Below are 24,380 nucleotides of genomic sequence, written 5' to 3' on the forward strand. Positions count from 1 at the left end.
GTTTTGATCTGGACGAACTCATGTCCGTTGCCCGTATAATTTCATCATCGAATCATATGATACCAGTTCTCCCGGCTGCATTTTTGTACGATAGACCGGGACCTTGGTTTCTCCTAATGGAATGTAGGTTGAAAGGTTGAGCTTCAGGCACAGTCTGCCGCCCTTTGTACCTAAATAAACTTTCTCGACTTTATAATAGCCGTCAATGCTTCCACCGACCATCGGCAGGAAAAACTCGATATCCGTCACGTTGATGGAAGTAGGTATCCTTTCCATTGTGTATGACCTTGATGTATGGTCAGAGAAGATGCCAAAATCGCTGTCGGATGTTCTTACCAGTCCTGTCAGTATATTCCTGATCTCCGGTTTCGGCAGCTTGTCGAGTGTGCCGGCATTGCCGACGCTTTCGACATGAAACTCCGCGGCAAGCTCGAACGGGTTACCGATATGAAAATGAGTTTGCAGGGTGTCCAGCAATTCCTCATTTTGGGCAATTTCTCTTTCTACTGTTCCTGGTTTGATATTCAGAGATTTCCATATGCCAGACCCGTCATCTTTCATCAAGGCAAGAACCAGATAGCCGCTATTTGTCTTCGGGCGATACAGCTTCCCGTTCAGACTCCGGAAGTTGTCCTGGATAAACTGGTAGCAATCCATTCCTTCTCGTGGCTGGAGTGTCCTGAACGTATACAGCCGGTTCAGGGTGTACTGAATCTTGCTTCTGAATTCCTTGCGGACATATTCTCTCCACGCGGTTTGTGCGCTCTTGTTGCCACGGCCATACAGCGATACTATGTACAGGAAGTTCACATCATAATGGCACAGTAGGAGCGTATCACGGTCGAACAGGCGGTTCTCGAACTGACGGTTCAGCCGGACGCCTCCTTCCTGCGTTTTCAATTCCCTATCATCAAAAGACAGGAATTTGGCACTGCCATTCCGCCTGTCCGGAATTCTTGCGCTTATGAAAAAGTTGGGTATGGGATTATACCCTTCGGTCAGTGCATCCCTCAATTGCGGCTGCCCCCCATTTCCGTCACCGTCCAGGAACAGATTCATATTCCATTGGATGACGTTCCTGGCGTATGTGTATTGCTTGTAAATGGATTTGTCCCCAAGCTGTGTCCTGTCATTTTTGGAACGCTTGTAATACTTGCTGTCTCCGATGTAATAGGTGAGTTCGGATGTCAAATCGGACTGTTCGATAAGCCCTTGACCGATAAACATGTGGTCGACAAGTTTCCCGTCCTTTTGCTCGGTAAGTTCCTTGGGCAATTCTCGCTTGTCATTGCCACCGACAAGGGTATCGATCATCACTTCGAAAATATGTTCGAAGTCTTTGGCGAGCAAAAAGTCTTCCGACTGTCTGTTCATTGCAATCTTGTACTCCCTGTCAAAGAAGGCATAGCACAGGTCCCATATCCTTAAAGCCTTGTCCGAGAAATATTTGTATTTTATCTGCTTCAGCCGTCGGCATCCCATATTCTTCTTTATATAGGATTGCCTCAATTTATCGGGGGGTATGAGATGGTAATGGACGTTGATTTCGAAAGAGAAACCGTGTGTTTCGCGTATATAATCCAATATCGAGAAATAGATGACAAGCAGTTCTTCATCGAAATTGACCGTCTTCTTCCTGTTTACAGGCTCAACGTAGACAGGGCTCCCGTTTTGGATGAATGCCTGTGATGATGTGACGGTTTTGTTCCAGTTGATTCTGTTATGTCCGGAATGTACGTTCTTGGCAATGAACGTGAAGTAGTCCTGATTGCTCCTGTTGAAATCCCTGAGTGCTATGATCACATCAAGCAAGGTGTTGTGCTTCTGCTTTCGCCCCTTGCTTTCCGCCTGGTATTCTTTGCTTTCGAGTATATTGTCGTTATGGGTCTGCTTATATACGCTTATGGTCCTGTATATCCATATCGAAAGCGTGGAAAGAAACTCCTTGTATTCTTTGCAGCCCTTTTCCGTGAACTTGGACTTTACTTTGTCCGATTCAAAATCAATGATTTCCTGTGGGGATGCGCCGAATATCGTGTCGTCACCGCTTGCCTCGTTCTGCTCACCGGTCAGCACAACCTTTGGCAGGAAGAAAATGACGTCTTTTGCCGCCTTGCTATAGCAATACCCGACATACTCGAATGCATATCTGTCTTCCTTTACGGGTACAGACACCACATCCTTGAGCACGTCTCTGACAGTCAAATTATCTTTGACAATATCATTCAGAATGTATGGGTATCCTTCTATAAATAGCAGCATAGATAGATTATTGTATTTTTTCTACTTTCAGATTCCAACTCTCAGGAATTGCTTTTATCAAGTTATCCATAATACCTTGTCCTCCCCATCCATTGGTAGAAACATAAATATTTTCATTATTGCATTGAAGAATTATGACTCTTGGCTCCTTATCTGTTCGAGTATCATATTCTTCCTGAGTCTCAACAAAATGAGAAACGAATTTTCCTAAAGACTTCCATTTTTCAACTACTTTTGATGCGGACAAAGCAGGATTTTGTGCGATATACAATTTGATCAGTTCTGCCGCTAGATTTTTCTTTGCATATTTACCAACGCCATTTATTGTATACCTTGTTCTATCTTTCCCCGTGGCGCCATTTTCTATTTCGGTGTCATCGTCATCATCAATATCTTCTTCACTGTTCTCGAATTTGGAAACATCGAGATATTCCATCATGGCAATGAGCTTCTGCGCACCTCCATTACCATACAACTCGGAAAAAGAAACGGCTTCGGTTTCGCTGATTTTGAATATATCTCCCTCTTCATCCTTGCAGACATCGTTCCACAGATAAAAGAGGATTTTGTTCAACAGCATCTTTTCAGTGATTGTTCCGTCACCTGGATTGACGAAATAATCGCCAAGCATTTTGTCTTCCGAACTGGTCGCCTCCAAAATCCTTTTGTTTATTTCCTTTTGGAAAGACACCCATGAATATCTGTTCCCTTGGATGTCAATCACCCAACTTGTGTTTTTATACTTAATAGGTTCGTACTCCCAATCCCAACGTCTTTTGAATGCGCTGTCAATAGGGAACAGCGATTGGTCGGAGGTGTTCATGGTTGCGTAGATATACATGTTTGACGGCAGACAAAGTTCTCCGTCCTTTATGCCATCGCTGTCTTTACCGAGTTCTTCTTCCAGAAACGCCCTTAAATCAGCATCAGCCTTGATGGTATATTCGGAGACTCCGTTTTCGTCCCGGTCAAGCAGCTGGAATAGGTCTCCGAAAATTTGGGCACAATTTCCCCTGTTGATTTCTTCTATGATGAGATATACATTATCATCCGGCCTTTCGTAGGCCTGCATATACGCGTTTAGAAAAGCCTGGGGTACGAATTTATATGTAATCGTATCTTCACTCAAATCTTCACCGTCATTTAGTCTTACTGTAAGCCCTCCGTTCAACCCGTAGAGCGGACGCTTTCCTCTTGTCGGCTTGTATGCACCCACAAAGGTGGAGTAGTCGCTGTCCGGATGGAATGTAGTCCTGAAAATGTTTTCCTTTGATACACCTTCTAACTGTTCTTTTATCCTGTGCGATTTCCCAGTTCCGGGAGCACCGTAATAGATTATCTGGCGACTATTATTGTCAGATAATCTAAGACTTTTTATTACTGGTCTAAAGCTGTCCGCGACCTTTTCTAACTTTGCTATTGTCGTTTCTATAGCTTCTTTATCAAGACAAATTTTCGCATCAGAATCTACATCATCCAGCTTAGGCTGATTTGCCCACATTATAACTTTACTTAATGTTGAGAATAGGGGTTTTGTCTGTACTGTAGAGTTGGCGTTTGATACAGGATCCGTGAAATATTTAGAACCATTATTTCTCCATGGAGTTTCCTCATATTCGGTTAAGTTTTTAAAAACTTCAAGATGAACTAATATATCTTTTAAGGTTTGGAGAAAATTATCTAATCCTATTTGAAAAAATTTGATACCGCCACGTCTGCCAGAGTTGCTAAACGTAATAAAACCTCCTCTATCACTCAGTGCAGCTTTAAAGTCACTGTTATTGGATGCTTCATTTAAAAATGAGAATAAATCTTTCATAATCCTATTACATCAATTGTTTAACTATTTCTTCGGCCAATCTTCTAATAACGGGAATAGCGACACTATTTCCAAATTGGCGGTAAGCTTCTTTGCGTGATACTACAATTTTAAATTCGATATTGGAATCATTGTAATTGGGGCTATTTGCACACTCAGGCTTCTCCCATCCATTACCAATAATACGATATCCTTGCAATCGTCCGGCTTCCACAGGAGTTAACACACGAGGATTAAGTCCTTTTTCGGATTGATCGATAAGTATTTCACTTCCATCTTTCCAATATCTTGCTGAAATGGTGCTTGTATATGTGCTATCGCCATTGAATAATGAATATCCAAATCCCTTCCCATTTTGCTTGTTTCGTTCTTTACGTTTTCGATGTCCTTCCCACATCTTGTCACTGATAGTATATTGAGAATCCATGGTCTCCTCTGGCTCGAAAATGTCTGACACTTTGGTTGAAAGTGTTCCTTCTTTCAACTTTTCCTTCTCATATATAGTAGAACCGTCTTCAGCTATTCCATATGGGAATTTGAATTCATTGACATCTACCAGTTTCTTATACCATGCTATAATGAATAAACGTTCTCTATTTTGAGGTACTCCAAAATACTTTGCATTAAGTACATCAAAAGAATAGCCATATCCTAATTCTTCAAGTGTGGCTAATATCACTTTAAGAGTATTTCCTTTATCATGAGTCTTCAATCCACGAACATTTTCCAAAAACAATACTTTAGGAGGGCAGCCAGCATTGATTTTTTCTTTTATAATGTTGGCTATACTAAAAAACAAAGTTCCCCTCGTATCTTCAAATCCTCTTTTCAGACCTGCGATAGAAAAGGGTTGGCAAGGGAATCCGCCACAACAAACATCAAAATCAGGAATCTTACTCGGGATAGCATCATTAATATCTTCATTAAAATATAGGTACTTTCCGTCTTTATCTTTTTTAAAAAGTTTAGGTTCAATATCCTTATAGTTGGCTTCATATGATAAACGAGCATTCTTATCCCATTCGCTCGCAAAAACACATTTGCCTCCAACATAATGCATTGCCGTATGAAAACCACCAATGCCTGCAAACAAGTCTATAAACGTATATTTCTTTTTCGTCATTTCCTTTTCAGCTTACTCTACTGTTTCATATAAATCCTTCGGGTCACACTGCGGCACTTGTGAAATCTCTGTTGATTGCGGGGCACTCGGATGAGTGGTGCTGGCACACCGCCGGCTTACCGCTGTTTTTGATATACCAAGCTGCTCTGTCAGGTAGGTATTTGTAATCATCTTGTCAGTCAAGATAACCAGAATACGGTTTTCATACTCTTTCTTTTCCATTGATAATCTTTCTACACTTATGTGCAAATTTACACATAAATGTAGAAAGAGTCAAGCAAACAGGATTATATAATCGTACAGTCTGTTTTCTTCTATAACTTTTCTTCCGGTTCTGTCTGTTCACCATCCCAATCGCAAATATCCTTTGCCTGATATTCGATTTCCTCGCAACAATGCAGATGGCTGTTGCCAGTATCTCTCTCCAAATTGACGGTCTGGTCTCCGAAAGCTATTTCGAATGTCCGGTCATGGTTGCCGCTGAAGACATATTTCGTGCAACGGTTCGGCTGAATCTTGTTGTCTGGCTTGATCGGTTTCCACCCCAAAGCGGTTAGTCGTTCGTTTTCGTTTGCCTCTGCCGTGCCGAATGATTTTGTCGCTTTGATTATGCATAGCCTGTTTTTATATCTATATTCATATTTAGGGTGATCTTTTGATAAATGATTGATGTTTGGGCTTGCTTACTCCTAACCGGATTTTGCCGAATACCGACGGGACTTTGTAGCTGTCAGGCAAAAGGTCTTTGTTGTGTTATGGATTTTCCTGAAAACTTCCGAAGCAGGGCTTCGGATTACCTTACCGATGATAGATCCGGCTCATCAGTAAGTGGCTGCAATACAGGATTGTGTTGCACCGGCTTTTTCGATTTGCTCAATGTGAAGGCTTTGGCTTGTTTCAGGGTTTTCGGTGGTTTTGTGGGCCAGCGAGAGGTTCAGTGCTACGAGATGATAGCCGCGCTGGCCGCCCCATGCCACGTTCATGGCGTTGGGACGGCCAGCGTTGTCGTAAGTTGCTACAATCTGTACGGGCAGGGGAGCGACTGCGGGTGTGTTTTCTAAATACTTCTTTATCGCTTACCTCCATCCCATGAACATACGTGTCGTTTCGGCATCGTGGTGGTCGAAGAAAAGGCTTTTGCCGGTGTCGAGTGTAGCGATGGCCGCCATATCCTCGTCTGAGAGCGTGAAGTCGAATATGTCGATGTTCTGCTGCATCCGTTCGATGTGTGTCGATTTGGGAATGATAATCACTCCGCGCTGAATCAACCAACGCAAAGCTACTTGTGCTACGCTCTTGTCGTATTTGTGACCGATTTCGGCCAGTATCGGATTGGTAAAGAGGTTGTTGCGGCCTTCGGCGAGGGGGCCCCACGACATGATGCGTGTGCCGAACTCTTCCATGATTTTCTGCGGCTCGGTTTGCTGGTCGAAGACGTGTGTTTCTACTTGATTGACTGCCGGGACGATTTCCATATTGCTGGCGATGTCGATGAAGTGGTCGGGATAGAAGTTGCTCACGCCGATGGCGCGTAGCTTGCCTTCCTTGTATGCTTCTTCCAAAGCCCGGTATGCTCCGTATCGGTCGCAGAAGGGCTGGTGTAGCAGCATCAGGTCGATATAGTGGGTCTGCAACTTGCGCAGGCTCTCGTCGATGGAGGCTTTGGCTTTTTCGTAGCCGTAGTTGGAAATCCAGACTTTCGATACGAGAAAAATCTCTTGGCGGCTGATGCCGCTCTTGCGGACGGCATTTCCTACTCCTTCTTCGTTGTGGTATGCTTGTGCCGTGTCGATCATGCGATAGCCTACACTGAGGGCATCGCTTACACAACGCTCGCATTCGGCGGGCGATACTTGATAGACGCCGTAGCCCGTCTGGGGCATTTCGACGCCGTTGTTCAATGTTACTGTATTCATTTCGATATCCATTTTTTGATTTCTTCTGATTTAGCGGGCAGGCGAAGCCCTTTTTTGATTTTGAGGGAGGGGTAGCCTTTCTTTAGCGTGGCATCGGCTTCTGACATCGGGCTTTCGTAAGAGGTACAGAAAGGAAATATCACCTTGTCTTTCAGTTGCTCACCGTACTTGTCGAGGAAAGTGCGGATTACTGCCGGCTCTTCGTGCCACCAAATGGGGAAACCGACAAACAGGGTATCTATCTTTGCAAAGTCGATGTCAATGGGCTTAATGGCCGGTCGAAGTGACCGGTTGAGGTGTTCTTGTGTGCAACGGGACTGCTTGTTTGTCCAATTGACGTCTTCCGATGAATAGGGTTGTTCGGGCAGAAGCCTTATCATTCTCGCTCCTGTCGCTTCTGCAACTTGTTTGGCTGCAAGTTCGGTGTTGCCGGAATGTGTGAAATATACGATTACCGATTTTATGTTATTGTCCGTTTTTGTTTGGGCTTGTACGGTACTGCTGCATGACATGGTTATGGTTGCAGCTATTGCGGTGATGTATTTAAGTATGTGCATAACTGTTAGATTATATATTATTTAATTACTCTCATCTTTTTAAGCCATGATGGGGTGTTCTGTTCGTTGATGTGCCCGCTTGTCAATCTTTCGCCCGTCAGGTGACGGGTGTCGGGGGGGAAGTTCCACGATACCGCAGCCATCATCGGATAAATCAAATATTTTTTCATATTAACATCTTTGAATTATTTATTGTTCGGTTTCGATATGAGTGCAAAGTTATAGGTTCTCAATGATAATGAGGGGATAAAAATTACGGGTCGAATTACCATTTTTCCGGAAAATGCCATCAGGGGGTCGGGGTATTGGGTGTTGAAAAATGAAAAACCGGAATAAGTGTAGTTTGAACCGAATTTCTTGTAAAGCCTTGCAGAAAAGTTCCTTCTAATTTTGCAATGTCAAGGAACAAATGAATCTTTTAGGAAGTATGAAAAGGAAAATTATCGTGTTGTTTTTGGGGTTGTTCTTTTTTGTGGACACCCCGTTTTTCGGGCAAGATACTTGTGTAACTGTGGCCAATGTACCTATGGTACAATTGAATAATGGAGTCTTTATGCCGCGCTTCGGGCTGGGCACTTTCATGGCATCTGTGGAGGATTGCAAACAGGCTTGTCTCGTGGCGTTTAAGAACGGGTACCGGCATATTGATACGGCTCATGCTTATATGAACGAGCGTGGTGTCGGGGAGGCTGTCAAGGAGTGTGGTGTGCCTCGTGAGGAGATATGGATTACGAGCAAGCTTTGGCCTACCGAATACGGTGAGGGCAAGACGCTGGAGGCTATAGACAGAATGTTGTCCCGCTTACAGCTCGATTATATAGACTTGCTGTATGTGCATCAGCCTGTCGGTGATTTCGTAGGTGCGTGGAGGGATATGGAGAGGGCTGTAAAAGCTGGTAAGGTGCGTGCTCTCGGAATCAGCAATTTCGATGCAAGCGACGAGGTGTTCCGTACTATTATGGATAGTGCCCGTATAAGGCCCGCGGTGCTCCAGATAGAGTGTCATCCTTATGCGCAACGGCTGGAAATGAGGGAAAAAGTGAAACCGTATGGTATTTTGGTCGAATGCTGGTTTCCTCTGGGTGGCGCGATGTCGGACGGGGCTTTGCTGAGGGATCCGACTATTCTTGAAATAGCCGGGGCTCATGGTAAGAGTGCGGCGCAGATTATCTTGCGCTGGCATATACAGGAGGGCTTTTCGGTCATTCCGGGTGCTACGAATCCTGCTTATATCGAGGAGAATATCGGAATTTTCGATTTCAAATTGAGTGACGCGGAGATGGGGCAGATGCGTTCGCTCAACAAGGAGAAGCGTTTTTTCAACATGCCTCTTGGCGAAAAGGAGGAAGTGTATCTGAAGATGCAGTTGCCGGATTGACGGGTTTTATGAACTGTAAATTGTAGATGTAATGGAATATAGGATATTGGGATTGAGCGGATTGCGCGTTTCTGCCGTGGGACTTGGCTGCATGGGCATGAGCCATGCCTACGGTGCGCCAGCCGACAAACGGGAGATGGCGGAACTCCTTGCCGATGCGGTGGAGATGGGCTACACCTTTTTCGATACTGCCGAGGTATATGGCACACCCGACCGTCCGCACCACAATGAAGAGTTGTTAGGTGAGGCGTTGCGCCCTTACCGCAACCGCATTGTTATCGCTACGAAATTCGGACTGACATTCGATAAGCCCGATGAAGCGGGACTGCACGCGCTTGTCCCCGATGCACGTCCGGCAACTATCCGTCACTCGGTGGAGGAGTCGCTCCGGCGGCTGCGTACCGACCGCATCGACCTCTACTACCAGCACCGCATCGACCCGAAGGTCGCACCGGAGGAGGTGGCGGAGGTGATGGCAGGGCTTATCCGCGAGGGTAAAATCCTGCACTGGGGCATCTCGGAGGCAACGGAGGAATATCTGCGCCGTGCCCATCGCGTTTGCCCTGTGGCGGCGATACAGAACCGGTTTTCGATGATGGCGCGCTGGCACGAGGCGTTACTGCCCGTGTGCGAGGAGCTCGGCATAGGCTTCGTGGCGCATTCACCGCTTGCCAACGGCCTGTTGACCAACCGCTACACGGCCGGCATGGCTTTTGACCCTGTGACCGACTACCGCGCCTCGATGCCGCAATACCGTCCGGAGAGTTTCGGGAAGAACCGGGCGCTGTTCTCTTTGCTCGAAAGGCTGGCTGAGGAACACCGCGCTACCGCGTCGCAAATTTCGTTGGCGTGGATGATGAACAAGCGTCCGCCCATCGTTCCTATACCCGGCACTCGCCGCTTGTTCCGGTTGAAGGAGAATATCGGTGCAGCGGATATTCACTTGACCGATGGGGAGGTAAAGGCGATAGACACGGCTCTCGAGAGCATACCGATGAGTGAGGTGTTCGGCGGCTCATCGATAAAGAGGTGACATTTGTATAATATATAGGAAAAGATAAAAGGTTGTTGTGCCGTGTGCAGCGATGGCTGCATGCGGTATTTTAAACGCACAGGAGACGATGTAAGAGAACGACGCGTTCGCTGTGGCGGAACTGTCTGAATAGGGCATTGGACAAACTGGCGGGGAGGTCGGCGGGAACCTTTGATAAAAAGGGTGGGCCATAAAGCTTTGCCACAAAAAGTGTGAAATTGGGATATTGTCGGATATTTATCGCTAATTTTGCAAATCATTGGACAAGAAGCATGGAAGAGCGGGAAAATATAATCGTTGCCGATGCCCTCGGTGTGATAAAGACAGATATCGATAAGGAGTATCTGGCGCACTTGCTTTGTCTGGGAGGGACGTGCCGTTACCGTTTCAATGAACGGGATTTCGAGTTGCACGCGGGGGATTTGTCCATTATCCGCAAACGGAAGCTGATAGACAGGGTACAGCCGTCGGAGGATTTCCGGTGCAGGATAATCTATGCTACTCCCGGTTTTATAGACTTGTGTACGCCACAGAGCAATTATGGGATGAAGGGGTCGTTGGCCCTTTTCCTCAATCCGGTCATGCACCTTACACCGGAGCAGCAGATTGTCTGCCGCCGCGATTTCGACCTGCTGGAGCAGCGTATCCGGGACACGGGGCACCGCTTTTACCGGGAAACGCTTATCAACACCATGCAGGCGGCGATTCTCGACTTCTTCGACTTCCACGCCCGCATTTATGGGGATAGTGATATTTCGACGCAGAACGCTTCTATCATGAACCGTTTCCTGAAAATGCTGGAGGAGGGTACATACCGCGAGCATCGGGAGGTGACTTATTATGCCGATTGCTTGTGCGTCACGTCGAAATATCTGTCGGAGGTGTCGAAAAAGGTCAGCGGATATGCCGCCAACTACTGGATCAACCGTTATACGATACTCGACATCTCACGCCAGTTGCGCAACAAGTCGTTGACTTTCGTCCAGATTTCCGATATGTTCGGTTTCTCGTCACCGGCTTATTTCAGCCGTTATGTGCAGCAGAATTTGGGTGTGAGGCCGTCGGATTACAGGGAGTAGCCATTCCCTTTGAGAGTGAGGTTGTGNTTTCGCATCACCGCTATCTTTGCCGTAGTATCGTTGTCGAGGACAAACGGCAAGGGGGAAATTGGTTTGGGCTATACCGGGGTGCCGTATTTATTGTAAGTGGAGTTTCCGGTGTATATGTCATGGAAAACGGGCAATGGCGGCTTTCTGCGCTTGCCTTTACAAAAACTTTAGGTGAATGATTAAAAAAGAAACAGATATGAAATGGTGGAGCAGCTATGTAATGGATTTGCTTGCCCGTGGGCGGGCAGGAAGGATATCGGCAATCACGAGGGTCAAGCCTGTGGCCGACTATGGATGGGTAGCTTCTGCAGAAGGTCTCCTTCCTGTTCTTGTTAATACCGTCAAGGCATGAAAAGGGTACTGATGCTTATAGCGGTCTTTTTTATGGGCTGGCCGGTTGTCCGGGCGAATGGACCGTTGCAGGTAAAATTCCGTTCGAGGGCACTGCTTGATGCGACTGTTTCCGGATATGGGAAAGAAAAGGCGCAAGGGTATTATCGGATAGAAGACTTTCGTGCGGGGTTCAAGGCAACTTACGGAAGGTTCGAGATAAAGGCCGACGTGGGAATAGGAGACGGAAAGTTGGCCTTCAAAGACTTGGTGCTGGGCTACCGCTTCAAGAATGGTATGTTGTCGTTCGGAAACAGTTATGAGCCTTTTTCTATGGACATGCTGATCAGTACGGCTAACCTCCGTTTCCATCAGTCCTCCGCTTCTGTTCTGGCTTTTACTGATGGCCGTAAATTGGGGGTAACTTATCATTTTTACAATGCCCGCTGGTACTTGGGAACCGGTATATACACCCACAACGACCTTAATGAGATAGGTGACGGGCAAAGAAACGCTTTTGTTTCTACCAGCCGTGCCGTATGGAGAAAACAGGGCAGTGACCATCGGCTGTTGCATTTCGGAGGGGCTTTCTCTTTCCGTACCCAGGAGGTAAATGCTCCGGAAGCCCCGACGGGAGAAATAGGGTGTGTGGGGATTACGTCCATGTTTCCTGCTCCGTTGCTTGGGGCTGGAATATCTGACAAGGGCTCGGAAGTGAAGGGTGTGATGGAGGCGTTGCTCACTGCTCCGCGCTTCATGCTGCAGGCCGAGTATTATTTTGACAGGTTCGGCCGTACCGGGGGAAAACATGCTTTCTGTCCGCATGGCGGATATATACAGGGAGGGTTTCTTGTCAAGGGACGCGGGTTCGGTTATGATTCCGTGTACGGTATTCCGGGGCGTCCTGTATCTTCGCAAGCGATAGAATTGGTGGCTCGCTTCAACTATACCGATTTGAATGACGGCAAGGCGCAAATCCGGGGTGGAGAGGAAAAGGACTTGTCTTTGGGTATAAACTTTTATCTTAACGAATATTTCGGAGTGAAGGTTAATGGCGGTTATGTATGGGGGGGGGGGCATTGCAACAGCTTTTTTTAGGAGGGTTTTTTTTTNGTATGGGTGGGGAGGCATTGCAACAGCTTTTATCAGGAGGATTTCTTTTTGGTACAGGCACGTATGCAGTATATCTTCTGAACGGCCCAATGAACATTTTCGGAATATTTATGAGGGGGGGGAATCATTTGGGTGTGGGGAATTTCATCTAACTGTTTTCCGGTGTTTCAGCTGGTTACTATATCGGAGTAGTCCAGGAAGATATGGTATATGGAAAATGTTTCTTTTATGTTTGTGTTCCGTCGGTGTATGGATTTGTAGGTACCCGGGATGTCCGGATGGATGGGGCATGGCCGTAATGGCCGTTCTGTCGTAATGTGGCTTGCATGCCGGAGTTTGGCGTTTATCTCTTCGACTATTTGCCGGTCGGACAGGGAATGGGACTCTATGAATCCCAGCTGTCCTTCGAAGGGCAGCCTTATCTCGATGTAGCTTCTGTTTGTGAATTTGAGCAGGTCTCCGATGTAGCGGCTGGTGTCTGATAGGTTACTGATTCTTTTGCATTCTATGGCGAAATATATTTTGTCTTCGTTTTCTCCCCAGGTTTGTGCCAGTCCTAATTTATTGATAAATATGTCGATTTTGTCGGTTTTTTGTTTGTAATCGGTCTGGTCTATGTATTCTTTTTGTGTTTCTGAGGTAAAACTGATTTCGTCGAGGTCGGATGTCCTGGCTTTCAGGAGGTTTTTGTTTTTGGCCAGGTAGTCTTCGACCAGTCTGAAGCGCAGGAAGTCTTCGAAGTGTATTGCCGTGTGTTCTTTTACGTATGTTTTGGAGTATTTTGCTTTGTCGTTACGGAGTAGTATATAGCATTCTCCGATGTACCATAGTATGTTTTTTATCCTGTTGGCTGTAATGGACTGCTTGCGGTTGGATACGAATATTGAGGCTTCTCTCATTTGGTTACATGTTTAACTGGTCCAACTCTGCGTTTTCAATCTCTGCTTTGAACTCTGCGACGTCATACCATGCCATAGCGCGGTGCCAACATTTGTATTCGTTCGGCTTGATGATATAGAACGAGTTTTGTTCGAATCCTTTTATGTCTTTCCGGATAAACAGGTTTTTGGCCTTGTCGGCGGTGTTTGTGATTTGCGATATGCTCAGGTTGCCGATTTTTTCGAGGACTTCTGCTTCGTTTTTCTTGTCTTGGGGATATGTGATTTTGCCGGTCGCTTCTTCGGGCGAAAAGATAAAATTCATCGCGATGAAGTGCTTCAGGGGATAAATTTCGACTTGGATATGCTCATCGGGGTATATTTTCTGAAATTCGCGGATGTATACTTCTGCATATTTTTCAAGGACTGTTTTTTGGTATCTGTAATCGGATTTGTTGTTGAATGTAAAGTCTGTGACCAGATGTTGCTTGCTGTCCTGGAACTGGTATCTGGATATTTTCAGGACGTAGTCGATGAGGTCTTTTTCGTATTCGTTTATCCGGTATATGTGGTTTATGGTATGGTTTATGGTGTCCAGGGCTTCGCGATTTATACGGGGTTCTGATTGCATGAATCCGGTGTCGCCTGCTTTGAATTGCCCGATGAGCCTGTCTATGCTGCTTGCAAGGGTGACCGATTCTTTTTCGCCGGCATCGATTATGGGGAATGACAGGAACTCTTCTTTCCATCTGATTTGGGGCCTTGTGGAGGTTCCCCACGAGCCGGATGTCATATAGATATAGTACTGGTACAGGTCGGTGATGAGGTATGTGTATAGCTTCTTGATGGTGTCTTGGGAGTGTGTGCTGCTGATGGCGAAGACTCCTTTTCGGAATACGTATTCTTTGTCTGCCAACGAGATGACTATTTCTGATTCGTTCTTGGCTTGTTCTTTAATCAGAATCTGTCGTCCTTCGTATAGTCCTTTGATTCTTCCGCTTTTGATGTAGATGTCGTCGTTCTCTATTTTGCCGGAGGGGTCTTGGGAGTATGAGAAGTATCTTTTTATGTCTGCATTTTCGATGACGGGTTTGCCGAGGATCGGTGTGAAGGGCCCGTATTCGTCTTTTGTGCCTTTGAGTATGCCTGCTCCTGCGAAGATGGTTTTGTTGTCTATGTAGTCGATTATTTTTTTCTTGTTGTTTTGTATTTTTTTGAGCAGGTTGAAGTCCAGGATGTTACCGTATAGGGCTACTTTGAACATCCAATCGTATTCGAGGAAATATCGTTGGCAGATGCTTTTCTGGTCGTATTTCTCGATGAGTATCATCTTGAAGTATTTGAGAAAGTAGTTGATTTTAAGGGATTGGTGTATGATGATGTTTTTCAGGTAATCGTTGTTGTGGGACAGTTGGTAGTATACGATACTGGCTGGACTGTCTTTTTCTTCGAAAATCAGGCGTCTTACGGGTGACAGGTCAAAGAACTTGTCGATGTTGTATGTGGTGAGAAATTCTTTTTTGAACTGTCTTGTGGTCTGTGATACGTTGTAAAATATGGTGCTCGTGACAATCAGCGCGGCTTTTGTGCCGGAGTGCATGAAGTCTTTTGTCCGCAGGAGGAAGGATTGGGCTATCTCGAACCGTCCTACGGTTTTTTTGTTCGACTTCAGCCATTCGAGATGGAAGCGGTCTTTGTTGCTTTTCCACGGCGGGTTTCCCAGGATGTAATGGGGCCTTGTCCGGTTGATTACCTGGTTGAAGGGATGGGCCGTGTCGAAGAAATTGGCATGGAAGAGGTTCTCGTCCAGCAGATTGGGAAATTGGCATGTGTTGATGTCTTTCGGCTCTTGGTAATCCAGCAGGGCGATGTATATGGAGAAGCATGTGACTTTCAGGGCTTCTTTGTTGATGTCGATTCCGAACAGGTTGTTCTTGGCTATACTCCTGATGCGTTCGCTGAATGTCTTTTTATCGTCGTTGCCGTGCAGTTCTATTTCTTTTTCGATCATCCTTCTCAGGGATTGGACTAAGAAGATGCCAGAACCGACGGCTACTTCAAATATTTTGCATTCGGATGTGTCGTTTTGGGAGAGATATGCGTCGATGGTGTCGTGGAGTATGTATTCTACCAAAAATGAGGGTGTATATACTGCGGATTGCAGGTCTCTTGTCTCGGGGTCGATCAGGGACTCGTAGATTCCGGAGATGACTTCTACGGGGATTATGGAGAAATCGAATATTTCGAAGTAGAAATCGCTTCCGTAGAAGAGGGTGCCTTTTTCGGGTGTTTCTCCTTTGAATATGTCGGATAGTGCTGATGCTTGTTCGTGTGTGAGCTTGATGTCTACGTCTTTGAACAGGACTCCGTTGAACCTGTCGTTCAATTTGGCGAATAGTTCGAATAGCTTGTCTGGTTCTTGAATCAGGTTGCTGAAGCTGTATCTTCTTGCGGGTATGTCGTCTCCTGTTATGTATCGGGTATCGATGTTTATGTTCCTGTCAATGAGGTATCTGATAAAAATCAGCCTGAGGATGAGGGAGTTCGGGATGCTGCCTTCGGGGTCGTTTTCTTTGTCGGCCAATGCATTCCTGATGTCTTTTATGTTCTGGAAAAGGCGTTCGTTGACGCGCTTTTTTATGCCTTTCTTTTTGTATGGCTCGATGTATTCTTTTTGGAACCATGTCCATATTCCGGTGCTTTGGATGTTCCAGAATGAGAATTTCCTGGTAATTTCTTCGTCTGTCAGATGCAGTTCTTCCAGGCGGCGCTTGTCTTTTATGTAGTTGAGCGCATTGTATACTTTTATTTCCCGGTTTTTGATGACAAAGGCTATGGGGGAGTAGTCGAACGACCAGACTTTTTTATGAATGTCTTCTTCTCTTTTCGTATCGGTGTTGCCCGACAGGTCAAAGAAGAGTATGAGCGGCTGGTTGTTATAGATGAATATGGCATCGGGGTCGATGAGGCTTAATTTGTTCTGTATGTCGAAATGTATGGTGGGGGAGTATGTCCCGTTTTCTTTTTTGAAGGAAACGGCTTCTCCGATGTTCAACTGAGACAGAAATTGGTTTAACGATTTTCCCATGCCATTTTGTTTTCTTCTACAAAGATAGGAAGAATTCGTGAGATTCAGCAGGTTTGGAAAGCAGAATATCGAGGGGTTATGAGGCAATTGGGCTACCACGAAAAGATTTTCGTGGCATACAGGTATGGCCGAACAAAATATCTTTGACAAACGCCTAAATATTATAAAGGGCCGCTCTAACAACTCAAAGCTATCTGATGAAAATGTGTCACAAAAGAATGTCACCGTAAGGGCAAAGTGAATTGGCTGTCGGATGAATGCTGCAAGTTGTTTTTTCCCATGAATTGGGGGCATGGCTATATAGTTAAATAATCATGGAAGGTAAACATGAATTCAAATAAAAATGATACTCGTAATAATTTTAGGTGACTATATACGATAATACCCTAAATCGTGTGACACATTCTGCGAATGTCTTTATTTAGAATCTGTCTGAATTTTATTTATTGATAGTCAGTGAATTGAATTGTTTTACAAACAAAGTTCACTAAAAATCTGCCCAAAGAATTTTTTTCACCAGAGTTACTAAACCCAAATAGCAGAACATTTTGGGTATGCGATTGTAACTCGCCGGAGAATAGCTGATGAAATAGCTTTAAGGAATCTTTCTATTAGCGGCCGTATGGATGACGCAGACTTCAGCCCGGCAAGAATCAATGTTTTGATAATATGTTTCATCTTTATTTTTTGATATGGCATGCTTTTAATTCTGTAATCATATCCTCATTGGTTTTGGATTGATTGAAATATCGTTTTTTTATAGGTATGGAATCTTGTCCTTTGCCTCCCCAAACTAATTCTCCGGAATATATGACCCTGCTTTTCCAGTACAGCGTGCCTTCGAGAAAGAACGTATAGTTTCCCGGAGGGACGCGGTTGCCTTTATCGTCTGTCCCATCCCATTGGTAGGTAATGATACCGTTCCGGGGTGTCGCTCCCGTTATGGCATCTACTTGTGCGGAAGGGATGGTTTGGGGCTTCGCCTTGCTTACCCAAAGCGGAAGGGCATCTTTCCGGTATTCGTATCCGCCTTTTGCCGTAAACGATGTGGCACAGGGTGCGTACCAACCGCCCTGCCGCATCTTCTATCCAAATGGCGTATTGGCTGGAAGCAATGCCGCCCCGGTGGAATCGGAAGGAAATCTCCAACCGTTCTTCTCCACGGTCGGCGGTCGGTGTTTCTTCTGCTCTTAAATGATTGCACTTGTATAGTGCGGTACAGGCAGATGCGAGTGTAATCAGCATAAATACAACTTGTTTCATATGTCATGTTCTTTAATGGCTTTCAGCCTGATTCGTACATAATCGATGTGCCAGCTCCCGTTATTGAACAGGATGCCGTTCAATGACTGCTCTGCTTCAGACAGGATTTCGTTTTCCGTGTTCGTGTCTACCGTGCGGAACGCTTGCTTGTCAAACATCTTTACCCAATTCCTCAAACCGCGCTCGCCGTTTTTGCAGGCTGTGGGGCGGTCGAATAGCAAGGCGTAGACTACTTTGAACCCGTTCTGTCCCAACAAGGTGGCGTATTCGCCTATGGTCGGGAAATAAAAGGGAAAGTCATATTCCATTCCTCTCTTGCGGAAACTTTGCCGCAGGGCTCCATGCACTGTTGCCGTGCATCCTTTGCCTCCGAATTCGCATACCAGTTCACCGCCGGGCTTCAAGGCGCGGTTTATCTGTCTTAAAAGAACCGGTTGCTTGTTCTCGTCGATCCAGTGGAAGACTGCATTGGAAAAGACGGCATCCACCGGTTGATTCAGAGTGAAGTCCAATGCATCCGATTTTATGAATGCCAGTTCAGGATAACGGCTTCGGGCTATGCCAAGCATGTCTTCTGAAGCATCAATGCCTGTAACGTTCAGTCCCATCTCGGACAAACGTTTTGTCAGCATTCCGTTTCCACAGCCCAAGTCTATGACATGGCTCCCGGCATGTGCGTCCAGAAGGTTCAGCACGTCTTCTCCGTACCGGGGTACGAATGAAAAGTCTTGGAGGTATTCTTGTGCATTCCAGTCTATGTTCATAGGTTTTTATTTTTCAAAATCATAAATATTCAATCCCAAGTCTGGATTGTATACGCGCTTTACTTGTTCGCCATAATTTTCCACGACAAACTCTCCGGCTCCGTTCAGAGTAGCGGCAAGCAGATGTCCTGCCAAGGCGGAATAATCGTTGCGCCCTACGGTGATATGCAGATGGAGATATGTTTTCTCGTCCATGGTTGATATATTTCCCGTAAGGTTGGAGATTTCCATTTGCTCCCGGAATGTTTTGTCTTCATAAGCTTTTGTCTGCGGATTGAAGAAACGGAGGGTAAGTTCTCCGATGGCTCCGATACCGCTGATAGAGCCCGACCGGATTTTTTTCTCCTTGCAGAAAGCATTCAGTGCATTTACGATTTCTGCGTGATTGTCGATGCTGACAATGTATCTGTTGCCAATTTTTTTGTATGAGTACATATTTTTTTCGTTTTGTGCGTTTGCCGGAGCAATCAATAGCCCGGCAAACAGCATGATAAGCCATAGTTTTTCCATAACATTCTCCATCAGAATACTTGTGTCGAAAGTTCGGGCCGCTGGTCTTGATGCCAGTAAGGATAAGGTTTCTCTGTTTTGCCGGCGGCATCGAGGCGTTGTATCTGCTCTGCCGTAAGCTTCCAGTCTGCCGCGCCGAGGTTCTGGCGGAGCTGTTCCTCGGAATTGGCTCCGATGACAAGGCTGCATACTGTGGGGCGTTGCAGCAACCAGTTCAGGGCGACTTGCGCCACGGACTTTCCCGTTTCCGCTGCCAGTTCGTCCAATACGTCTATTATATCATACAGACGGTCGTAGGACACGACATTATCCCTTACGGGTGCACCGCCACGAGCCACTCTTCCGTCTTGCGGCGCGGGGTTGTTCCTGCGGTAGCGTCCTCCCAAACGTCCGGCTGCCAGCGGGCTCCAGACCACGGTACCTACTTGCTGGTCTATGCCGAGCGGCATCAGTTCCCGTTCAAAATCGCGGTTCAGCAACGAGTAATATACTTGATGGGCCACGTACCGGCTCCATCCGCGCCTTTCGGACACTGAAAGCGACTTCATCAGTTGCCAGCCGGAAAAGTTAGAGCAACCTATGTAGCGTATCTTGCCGCTTGCCACCAAGTCGTCCAACGCCCGGAGCGTTTCTTCCACGGGTGTGTTGGCATCGAATCCGTGGATGTAGTAGAGGTCGATGTGGTCTGTGCCAAGGCGTCTCAGGCTCGCCTCGCATGCTTCTATCAGGTGGAAGCGTGAAGCACCTTCCTCATTGCGGCTTTCGCCCATGGGGAAGGTGCCTTTGGTGGCTATGAGCACCCTGTTGCGTTTTCCTGCAACCGCCTTGCCCAATATCTCCTCGGCAAGTCCGCGCGAATACATATCTGCCGTGTCAAACATATTCAGTCCGGCTTCCAGGCATATATCAATCATGCGGGCGGCTTCTGCCACTCCTGTATGGCCCCAGCCTTCGAAGCCGTGGGTGCCGCCGAATGTTCCTGTTCCCAGGGTCAATGCCGGGACGAAAAGTCCCGAGCCGTTCAGTCTGCGATATTCCATAATGACAAGTATTTAAATGTTTTATAATCCGATGGTTTCATATGAGGAGCATAAGTACCGACACGCAGGTGACGGCAGTCGTGAAATAGCGGAATCCCTTTTCAGGCAGTCGTTTGACCAGCAGAATGCCGAACATGCCGCCTAATAGGACGAAAGGCACGGCACAGGTATCCAGGAGGAGTGATGAGGCCGTGATATTGTTCCACGCCAGTGCCTGAACGGGGATTTTCAGGTAGTTTATCATCAGGAAGAACCATGCGTTGGTTCCCACAAAGCTGTATTTAGGCATCTTGACGGACAGGAGGTATATAGCCATGACCGGCCCTGCGGCATTTCCTATCATGGTAGTGAAACCGCCCAAAAGGCCGAAAAGCGGACCATACCACCAGCAAGACGGAAGCTTGTTTTCTTTTCTTTTCCATTCTGGCCAAAACATAATAAGCAATACCACGGCAAGGCATCCTCCCATCAGATGTTTGAACTCGGCAGGTGGTACTATCTTATCTACAAACAGGGCCAGGACAAAACCTGCCAAAGCGGCCGGAAGCAGTTTGAAAACATATTTCCATTCCGCGACGCTGCGGTAGTAGAGTACGGCTATCAAATCTGCCACGCACAATATAGGAAGTATCAGCCCGGTGGAAGGTTTTGCTCCGAAAGCTATTGCCATCAGCGGCACTGCCAACAAACTGATACCCTGGATACCGGTTTTCGACATTCCTATGAGTGTCGCCGAAAGGAAAAGCATTCCCCAATCAGAGGGGGATTGTATCCATGTGGAAAGGTCCATTGCTTTACTGTTTTAGCAATCCTAAGACTCTCATCAGTTCTTGCTTCATGATATCGGTATCGACGTCTTTCCCTGTCCAGTATTTTATGGCTATCATTGCTTGGTAAATAAGCATGTTCATTCCGGGAAGAATTTGCTTGCATCCGTTTGCCAAGGCATCTTTTAGTAAATGTGTATAAACGGGATTAGGGATGCAATCTGCGACTATCATCTGTGGCCGTAATGTGTCGACGCGAATATTGAGGCGTTGCTCAATGTCAGGATACAGGCCTACGGGGGTGGCATTGATTACTATGTCTGTATCGGAGGGAATGCTGAATGTACGGTTCCATGGCCGGAATGAAGCTTTTGCCGGTGTTCGGTTGTTCAGTAGGTCGGCCAATGATTTTCCTCTTTCACTCACATTCAGTATGGTGATTTCTTCTGCTTCGGCTAATGCCATCTCTACAGCTATCGCACGGGCTGCCCCGCCTGCCCCGAAAATGACAATCTTTTTGCCGGGTATGGATGTCATTTCTGAAATTGCTTTTACAAATCCTTTTCCATCTGTATTTTCACCTGTTGTCTGCCCGTCAGGGTCGATTATGACCGTATTGACCGCACCTATAATCTGTGCGGACTCTCCAATCTTGTCTAAGTACTTCATGACTTCCACTTTGTTGGGGATTGAGCAGTTGAACCCCCGCCATCCCATTGCCTTGGCACCTTCAAAGGCTGCCTGCAAATTATCGGGCCCTACTTCGCAATTGATATAGCGATAATGTAGTTTGTGGTGGCGGAATGCAGCTTCCATAATGGCCGCGGTAGGATTTTCGGCCGCAGGTTTTGCAAATGACCCAAGCAATTCATACAGGAAGTTCGGCGAAGAAGCCTTTTGTTCCTTGATGTTCATAATACCGATCTTTTTCATTTCATTTGACTCTGCAAAATTAACAGTAATAAAAGGAATATGGTTCGGTTATATTTGCAGTATTATCTATTATATTTGCAATCGAACAAAAAGCGTAAGTATGCCAATATTAGAACGTAAGATTATACATGGCGTAGCGACAGTATGCAGCCATATTTCTTATCCTCGTTTCGTACTCCCTTTGCACAAGCATGTAGAGTTTGAAATCATGTTGTTCACCCAAGGCAACGGAAAACAGTTTGTCGGTGAGGGTGTATCTGAATATAGAGCTGGGGATATCGCCCTCATCGGAAGCAATGTGCCTCATCTTCACTTGTGTGATTCCAAGTTGCATCCTATATCCGCAAACGGCCAAGATAATAAATGGAGTGCCGGAGAGGCTATACAGTTCAGGCCGGATATGTTTCCGGAAAATATGAAAGATATTCCGGATTATCGTTTTATCTACGATTTGCTGCAGAAAAGCCAATATGGAATCCGCTTCTACGATGAGGGTGTGTTTGATGAAATGCTGGGGATGGTACGGGTGTTTGATTCTTCTGAATATACCTCACGTCTTGTCTGCTTGTTGCGTATGCTCGAAAAACTGCATGACTGCCGGCATTTCAAATTACTCTCCGACACTGCATATAATCAAGCGAATCATATTCCTGATGTAAAGGAACCTGTCAATAAAGTGTATGCATATCTTTATAATCATTTCAAGGAAAAAGTGACGTTGGGGGGGATAGCGGAGTTTGTCAAACAAAATCCTACGGCATTGTGCCGGTATTTCAAACAGCGCACGGATAAGAGCATTTTCCAATGTTTGGCCGAGATACGGATTGAACACGCATGCAAATTGCTGGCTTATTCAAAAATGAATGTTTCGCAAATAGCGTATGAATCGGGGTATAATAGTGTCACTCATTTTATCGCTCAATTTGAGAAAATTACCAGACAGACACCGTCTGAATATAGGACACGGATAAAATTGTGAGAATTCTTAAGTGTGGTGAACGATGGTATACAACTTACGCTATGTCTTGATATATGGGAACAGGTTGTTTGGGTATGCCTGAAATACAAACTTGCTTTTTTTAAAACTTTGTTGGATTGATTCAGAGTAACTTCCAAAACGCCATTTCCTGCTACAAGTTGCCATCACTATGCCAATCCATTGTTTGATGCACAATGTCCGTTTGCTTTGTTTCCAAAACAGGGTATCAACGTTAAAAAAAACGTACCGTCAATGGAAGTATTGTTTTTTCGGAAAGAGATTTTCGAGGAAATGGGGGTGAAGTTTGGATGAATTTCTTTTCATGTCCCTACCGTTTTCTCGTTGGTCAAAAGTAGGAAACCATGCACGCTTTCTTGATATGCAAAATATTGCAAATCAGAGATAAACAATCTTGTTCGGTGGAGATTCGCACTCCACCTTTTCCGCTCTACTTTCTGGAACACCGGAAGCGGCCATATTCCGCATTTTTTTGCGTCCTCTCGGAAAACAAAATCCTGATTCCGTTTGGAAATCAGGATTTTACTGTCTTTTGCTTTTCTTTGAAGTGGTGCCACCAGGAATCGAAAAACGGTTTGTATAGCACTATTTCTCAATAAGTTATATCTTTATTACGATGTTAGTCCCTTGAATAAGGTTTTCACAACTTTGCACCGTTCGACATCAGTTTGTATCTTGGGTACGATTTCTGAATGCAAAGATAGAAGATAATTGTTATTTTTCTATAGGTTTTACTTCTTTTATTTCTTTTCCAGCATATGTCCCATATGCTTTTCCGGAAACTTCTCCTTTTTTATAGTAGTCTGCTAACATCTTTAATGTTAAATCTATATCATTTTCTGATTCTATATGGAGTTTTCCATCCTTAACATTCAATTGATTACCATATTTCTTGCAAATCCGTTGCATTTTGTTTATGGCTTTGGTGTCAATTCCTTTGTAATTCCCGATTTTGGTAAGTCGAACCAGTTTTTTATGGATTGATGGATTAGATTCAATTTGTTGGTTGATAATCTCTAAACCTGTAATCATCTTAGTTTCTTCAAGTTGAGTTAAAACTTCTTTTGCTTGCTTTTTATATTCCTCTTCCAATCCAACTATCTGTTCAAATTGAGTTTTCTTAGCAATATAGAAAATATCATTATAATATAAACAATCTACTTGTTTGTCAAGATTGACGGTTTCTCCTTGTATCAACTCTAATTTTTGGCTTTTGGTATTGAAGACAGTTCTTAGTGCCTTAGGAATCCATTTCCGATTGTTACTGTCTTTTTCATNAGTTTTTTTATTAATGAGATACGATAATTGTTCTTGCGTCAAGGAATATAAATGATTACGGATTTCATCATTTATATCAACTTGATATACTTTAAAAAGATATTTATCCAGAACTTTGCTATTTTTTTTCTGATTATGTTTTAAAACTCGCGTTATAAAATAGAGATATGTATCACTAACCTCTATATCCTCCAATCTCTCAAGTAAATCTTCTAATATCAT

22 protein-coding genes and 1 pseudogene are annotated in these 24,380 nt (G+C 45.3%); 6 read left to right on the forward strand and 17 right to left on the reverse strand.

Annotation, left to right across the window (positions count from 1 at the left end):
- Positions 1 to 18: 18 nt before the first annotated feature.
- The 8 genes and pseudogenes from BN2628_RS01670 to BN2628_RS17135 form a co-directional block, all read right to left on the reverse strand.
- Positions 19 to 2,262 carry an LlaJI family restriction endonuclease gene (locus BN2628_RS01670; protein ID WP_055095746.1) on the reverse strand — a complete coding sequence of 748 codons (2,244 nt, stop codon included), beginning with the start codon at positions 2,260 to 2,262 and terminating at the stop codon, positions 19 to 21.
- A gap of 7 nt (positions 2,263 to 2,269) precedes the next feature.
- On the reverse strand, positions 2,270 to 4,081 hold the full coding sequence (locus BN2628_RS01675) for an McrB family protein (RefSeq protein WP_055095749.1): 1,812 nt from the start codon (positions 4,079 to 4,081) through the stop codon (positions 2,270 to 2,272).
- Positions 4,082 to 4,088: 7 nt separating this feature from the next.
- Positions 4,089 to 5,204 (reverse strand): DNA (cytosine-5-)-methyltransferase, encoded by a 1,116-nt coding sequence (dcm, locus tag BN2628_RS01680; RefSeq protein WP_055095751.1) that lies wholly within the window; start codon positions 5,202 to 5,204, stop codon positions 4,089 to 4,091.
- A gap of 12 nt (positions 5,205 to 5,216) precedes the next feature.
- Positions 5,217 to 5,426, reverse strand: a complete 210-nt coding sequence (locus BN2628_RS01685) for an XRE family transcriptional regulator (RefSeq protein WP_055095753.1) — start codon at positions 5,424 to 5,426, stop codon at positions 5,217 to 5,219.
- Positions 5,427 to 5,554: 128 nt separating this feature from the next.
- Positions 5,555 to 5,819, reverse strand: a pseudogene (locus BN2628_RS16630) (recombinase); the annotation flags it as partial.
- Between the two features lie 461 nt (positions 5,820 to 6,280).
- Positions 6,281 to 7,120, reverse strand: coding sequence for an aldo/keto reductase (locus BN2628_RS01690; RefSeq protein WP_055095901.1), 840 nt, complete (start codon positions 7,118 to 7,120; stop codon positions 6,281 to 6,283).
- Positions 7,117 to 7,677: a flavodoxin gene (locus tag BN2628_RS01695; RefSeq protein WP_055095755.1), complete on the reverse strand. Its 561-nt coding sequence runs from the start codon at positions 7,675 to 7,677 to the stop codon at positions 7,117 to 7,119. The genes BN2628_RS01690 and BN2628_RS01695 overlap by 4 nt, the downstream gene beginning before the upstream one ends.
- 17 nt (positions 7,678 to 7,694) lie before the next feature.
- Complete coding sequence (locus BN2628_RS17135; RefSeq protein ID WP_154668366.1) at positions 7,695 to 7,847, reverse strand: hypothetical protein; 153 nt, start codon at positions 7,845 to 7,847, stop codon at positions 7,695 to 7,697.
- Between the two features lie 302 nt (positions 7,848 to 8,149).
- Between BN2628_RS17135 and BN2628_RS01700 the strand changes: the two genes are divergently transcribed.
- The 5 genes from BN2628_RS01700 to BN2628_RS01720 all read left to right on the forward strand — a co-directional run bounded on the left by BN2628_RS01700 (position 8,150) and on the right by BN2628_RS01720 (position 12,625).
- Entirely contained in the window at positions 8,150 to 9,055 is a 906-nt protein-coding gene (locus tag BN2628_RS01700) for an aldo/keto reductase (protein WP_257606342.1), read from the forward strand.
- Positions 9,056 to 9,086: 31 nt separating this feature from the next.
- Positions 9,087 to 10,088 (forward strand): aldo/keto reductase, encoded by a 1,002-nt coding sequence (locus BN2628_RS01705; RefSeq protein WP_055095756.1) that lies wholly within the window; start codon positions 9,087 to 9,089, stop codon positions 10,086 to 10,088.
- 272 nt (positions 10,089 to 10,360) lie between these two features.
- Entirely contained in the window at positions 10,361 to 11,167 is an 807-nt protein-coding gene (locus BN2628_RS01710; protein WP_055095758.1) for a helix-turn-helix domain-containing protein, read from the forward strand.
- Positions 11,168 to 11,372: 205 nt separating this feature from the next.
- Positions 11,373 to 11,549, forward strand: a complete 177-nt coding sequence (locus BN2628_RS17140) for a hypothetical protein (protein ID WP_154668367.1) — start codon at positions 11,373 to 11,375, stop codon at positions 11,547 to 11,549.
- Positions 11,546 to 12,625 carry a porin gene (locus BN2628_RS01720; protein WP_257606343.1) on the forward strand — a complete coding sequence of 360 codons (1,080 nt, stop codon included), beginning with the start codon at positions 11,546 to 11,548 and terminating at the stop codon, positions 12,623 to 12,625. Before BN2628_RS17140 ends, BN2628_RS01720 begins: the two co-directional genes overlap by 4 nt.
- 182 nt (positions 12,626 to 12,807) lie before the next feature.
- On the opposite strand, the gene BN2628_RS01725 is transcribed toward BN2628_RS01720, so the two are convergent.
- The 8 genes from BN2628_RS01725 to aroE all read right to left on the reverse strand — a co-directional run bounded on the left by BN2628_RS01725 (position 12,808) and on the right by aroE (position 21,865).
- A complete protein-coding gene (locus tag BN2628_RS01725; protein WP_055095762.1) occupies positions 12,808 to 13,539 on the reverse strand; it encodes a hypothetical protein in 732 nt (243 codons plus the stop codon).
- Between the two features lie 4 nt (positions 13,540 to 13,543).
- Entirely contained in the window at positions 13,544 to 16,606 is a 3,063-nt protein-coding gene (locus BN2628_RS01730; RefSeq protein ID WP_055095764.1) for an Eco57I restriction-modification methylase domain-containing protein, read from the reverse strand.
- 680 nt (positions 16,607 to 17,286) lie between these two features.
- Positions 17,287 to 17,688, reverse strand: coding sequence for a DUF2271 domain-containing protein (locus BN2628_RS01735; RefSeq protein WP_257606344.1), 402 nt, complete (start codon positions 17,686 to 17,688; stop codon positions 17,287 to 17,289).
- A gap of 177 nt (positions 17,689 to 17,865) precedes the next feature.
- Positions 17,866 to 18,633, reverse strand: coding sequence for a class I SAM-dependent methyltransferase (locus tag BN2628_RS01740; RefSeq protein ID WP_055095766.1), 768 nt, complete (start codon positions 18,631 to 18,633; stop codon positions 17,866 to 17,868).
- Positions 18,634 to 18,639: 6 nt separating this feature from the next.
- Entirely contained in the window at positions 18,640 to 19,143 is a 504-nt protein-coding gene (locus BN2628_RS01745; RefSeq protein ID WP_257606345.1) for a PPC domain-containing DNA-binding protein, read from the reverse strand.
- Between the two features lie 11 nt (positions 19,144 to 19,154).
- Positions 19,155 to 20,183, reverse strand: a complete 1,029-nt coding sequence (locus BN2628_RS01750) for an aldo/keto reductase (protein ID WP_044230855.1) — start codon at positions 20,181 to 20,183, stop codon at positions 19,155 to 19,157.
- A gap of 37 nt (positions 20,184 to 20,220) precedes the next feature.
- A complete protein-coding gene (locus BN2628_RS01755; RefSeq protein WP_044230854.1) occupies positions 20,221 to 20,973 on the reverse strand; it encodes a sulfite exporter TauE/SafE family protein in 753 nt (250 codons plus the stop codon).
- A gap of 4 nt (positions 20,974 to 20,977) precedes the next feature.
- A complete protein-coding gene (aroE, locus tag BN2628_RS01760; protein ID WP_044230874.1) occupies positions 20,978 to 21,865 on the reverse strand; it encodes a shikimate dehydrogenase in 888 nt (295 codons plus the stop codon).
- A gap of 118 nt (positions 21,866 to 21,983) precedes the next feature.
- Here aroE and BN2628_RS01765 point away from each other — a divergent pair, with 118 nt between their 5' ends.
- On the forward strand, positions 21,984 to 22,862 hold the full coding sequence (locus BN2628_RS01765; RefSeq protein ID WP_044230873.1) for an AraC family transcriptional regulator: 879 nt from the start codon (positions 21,984 to 21,986) through the stop codon (positions 22,860 to 22,862).
- 732 nt (positions 22,863 to 23,594) lie between these two features.
- Here BN2628_RS01765 and BN2628_RS01775 read toward each other — a convergent pair.
- Positions 23,595 to 24,380: a Kiwa anti-phage protein KwaB-like domain-containing protein gene (locus BN2628_RS01775; RefSeq protein WP_055095769.1), complete on the reverse strand. Its 786-nt coding sequence runs from the start codon at positions 24,378 to 24,380 to the stop codon at positions 23,595 to 23,597.

Source organism: Gabonia massiliensis (genome assembly GCF_001403595.1).
GTDB classification, from domain to species: domain Bacteria; phylum Bacteroidota; class Bacteroidia; order Bacteroidales; family Coprobacteraceae; genus Coprobacter; species Coprobacter secundus.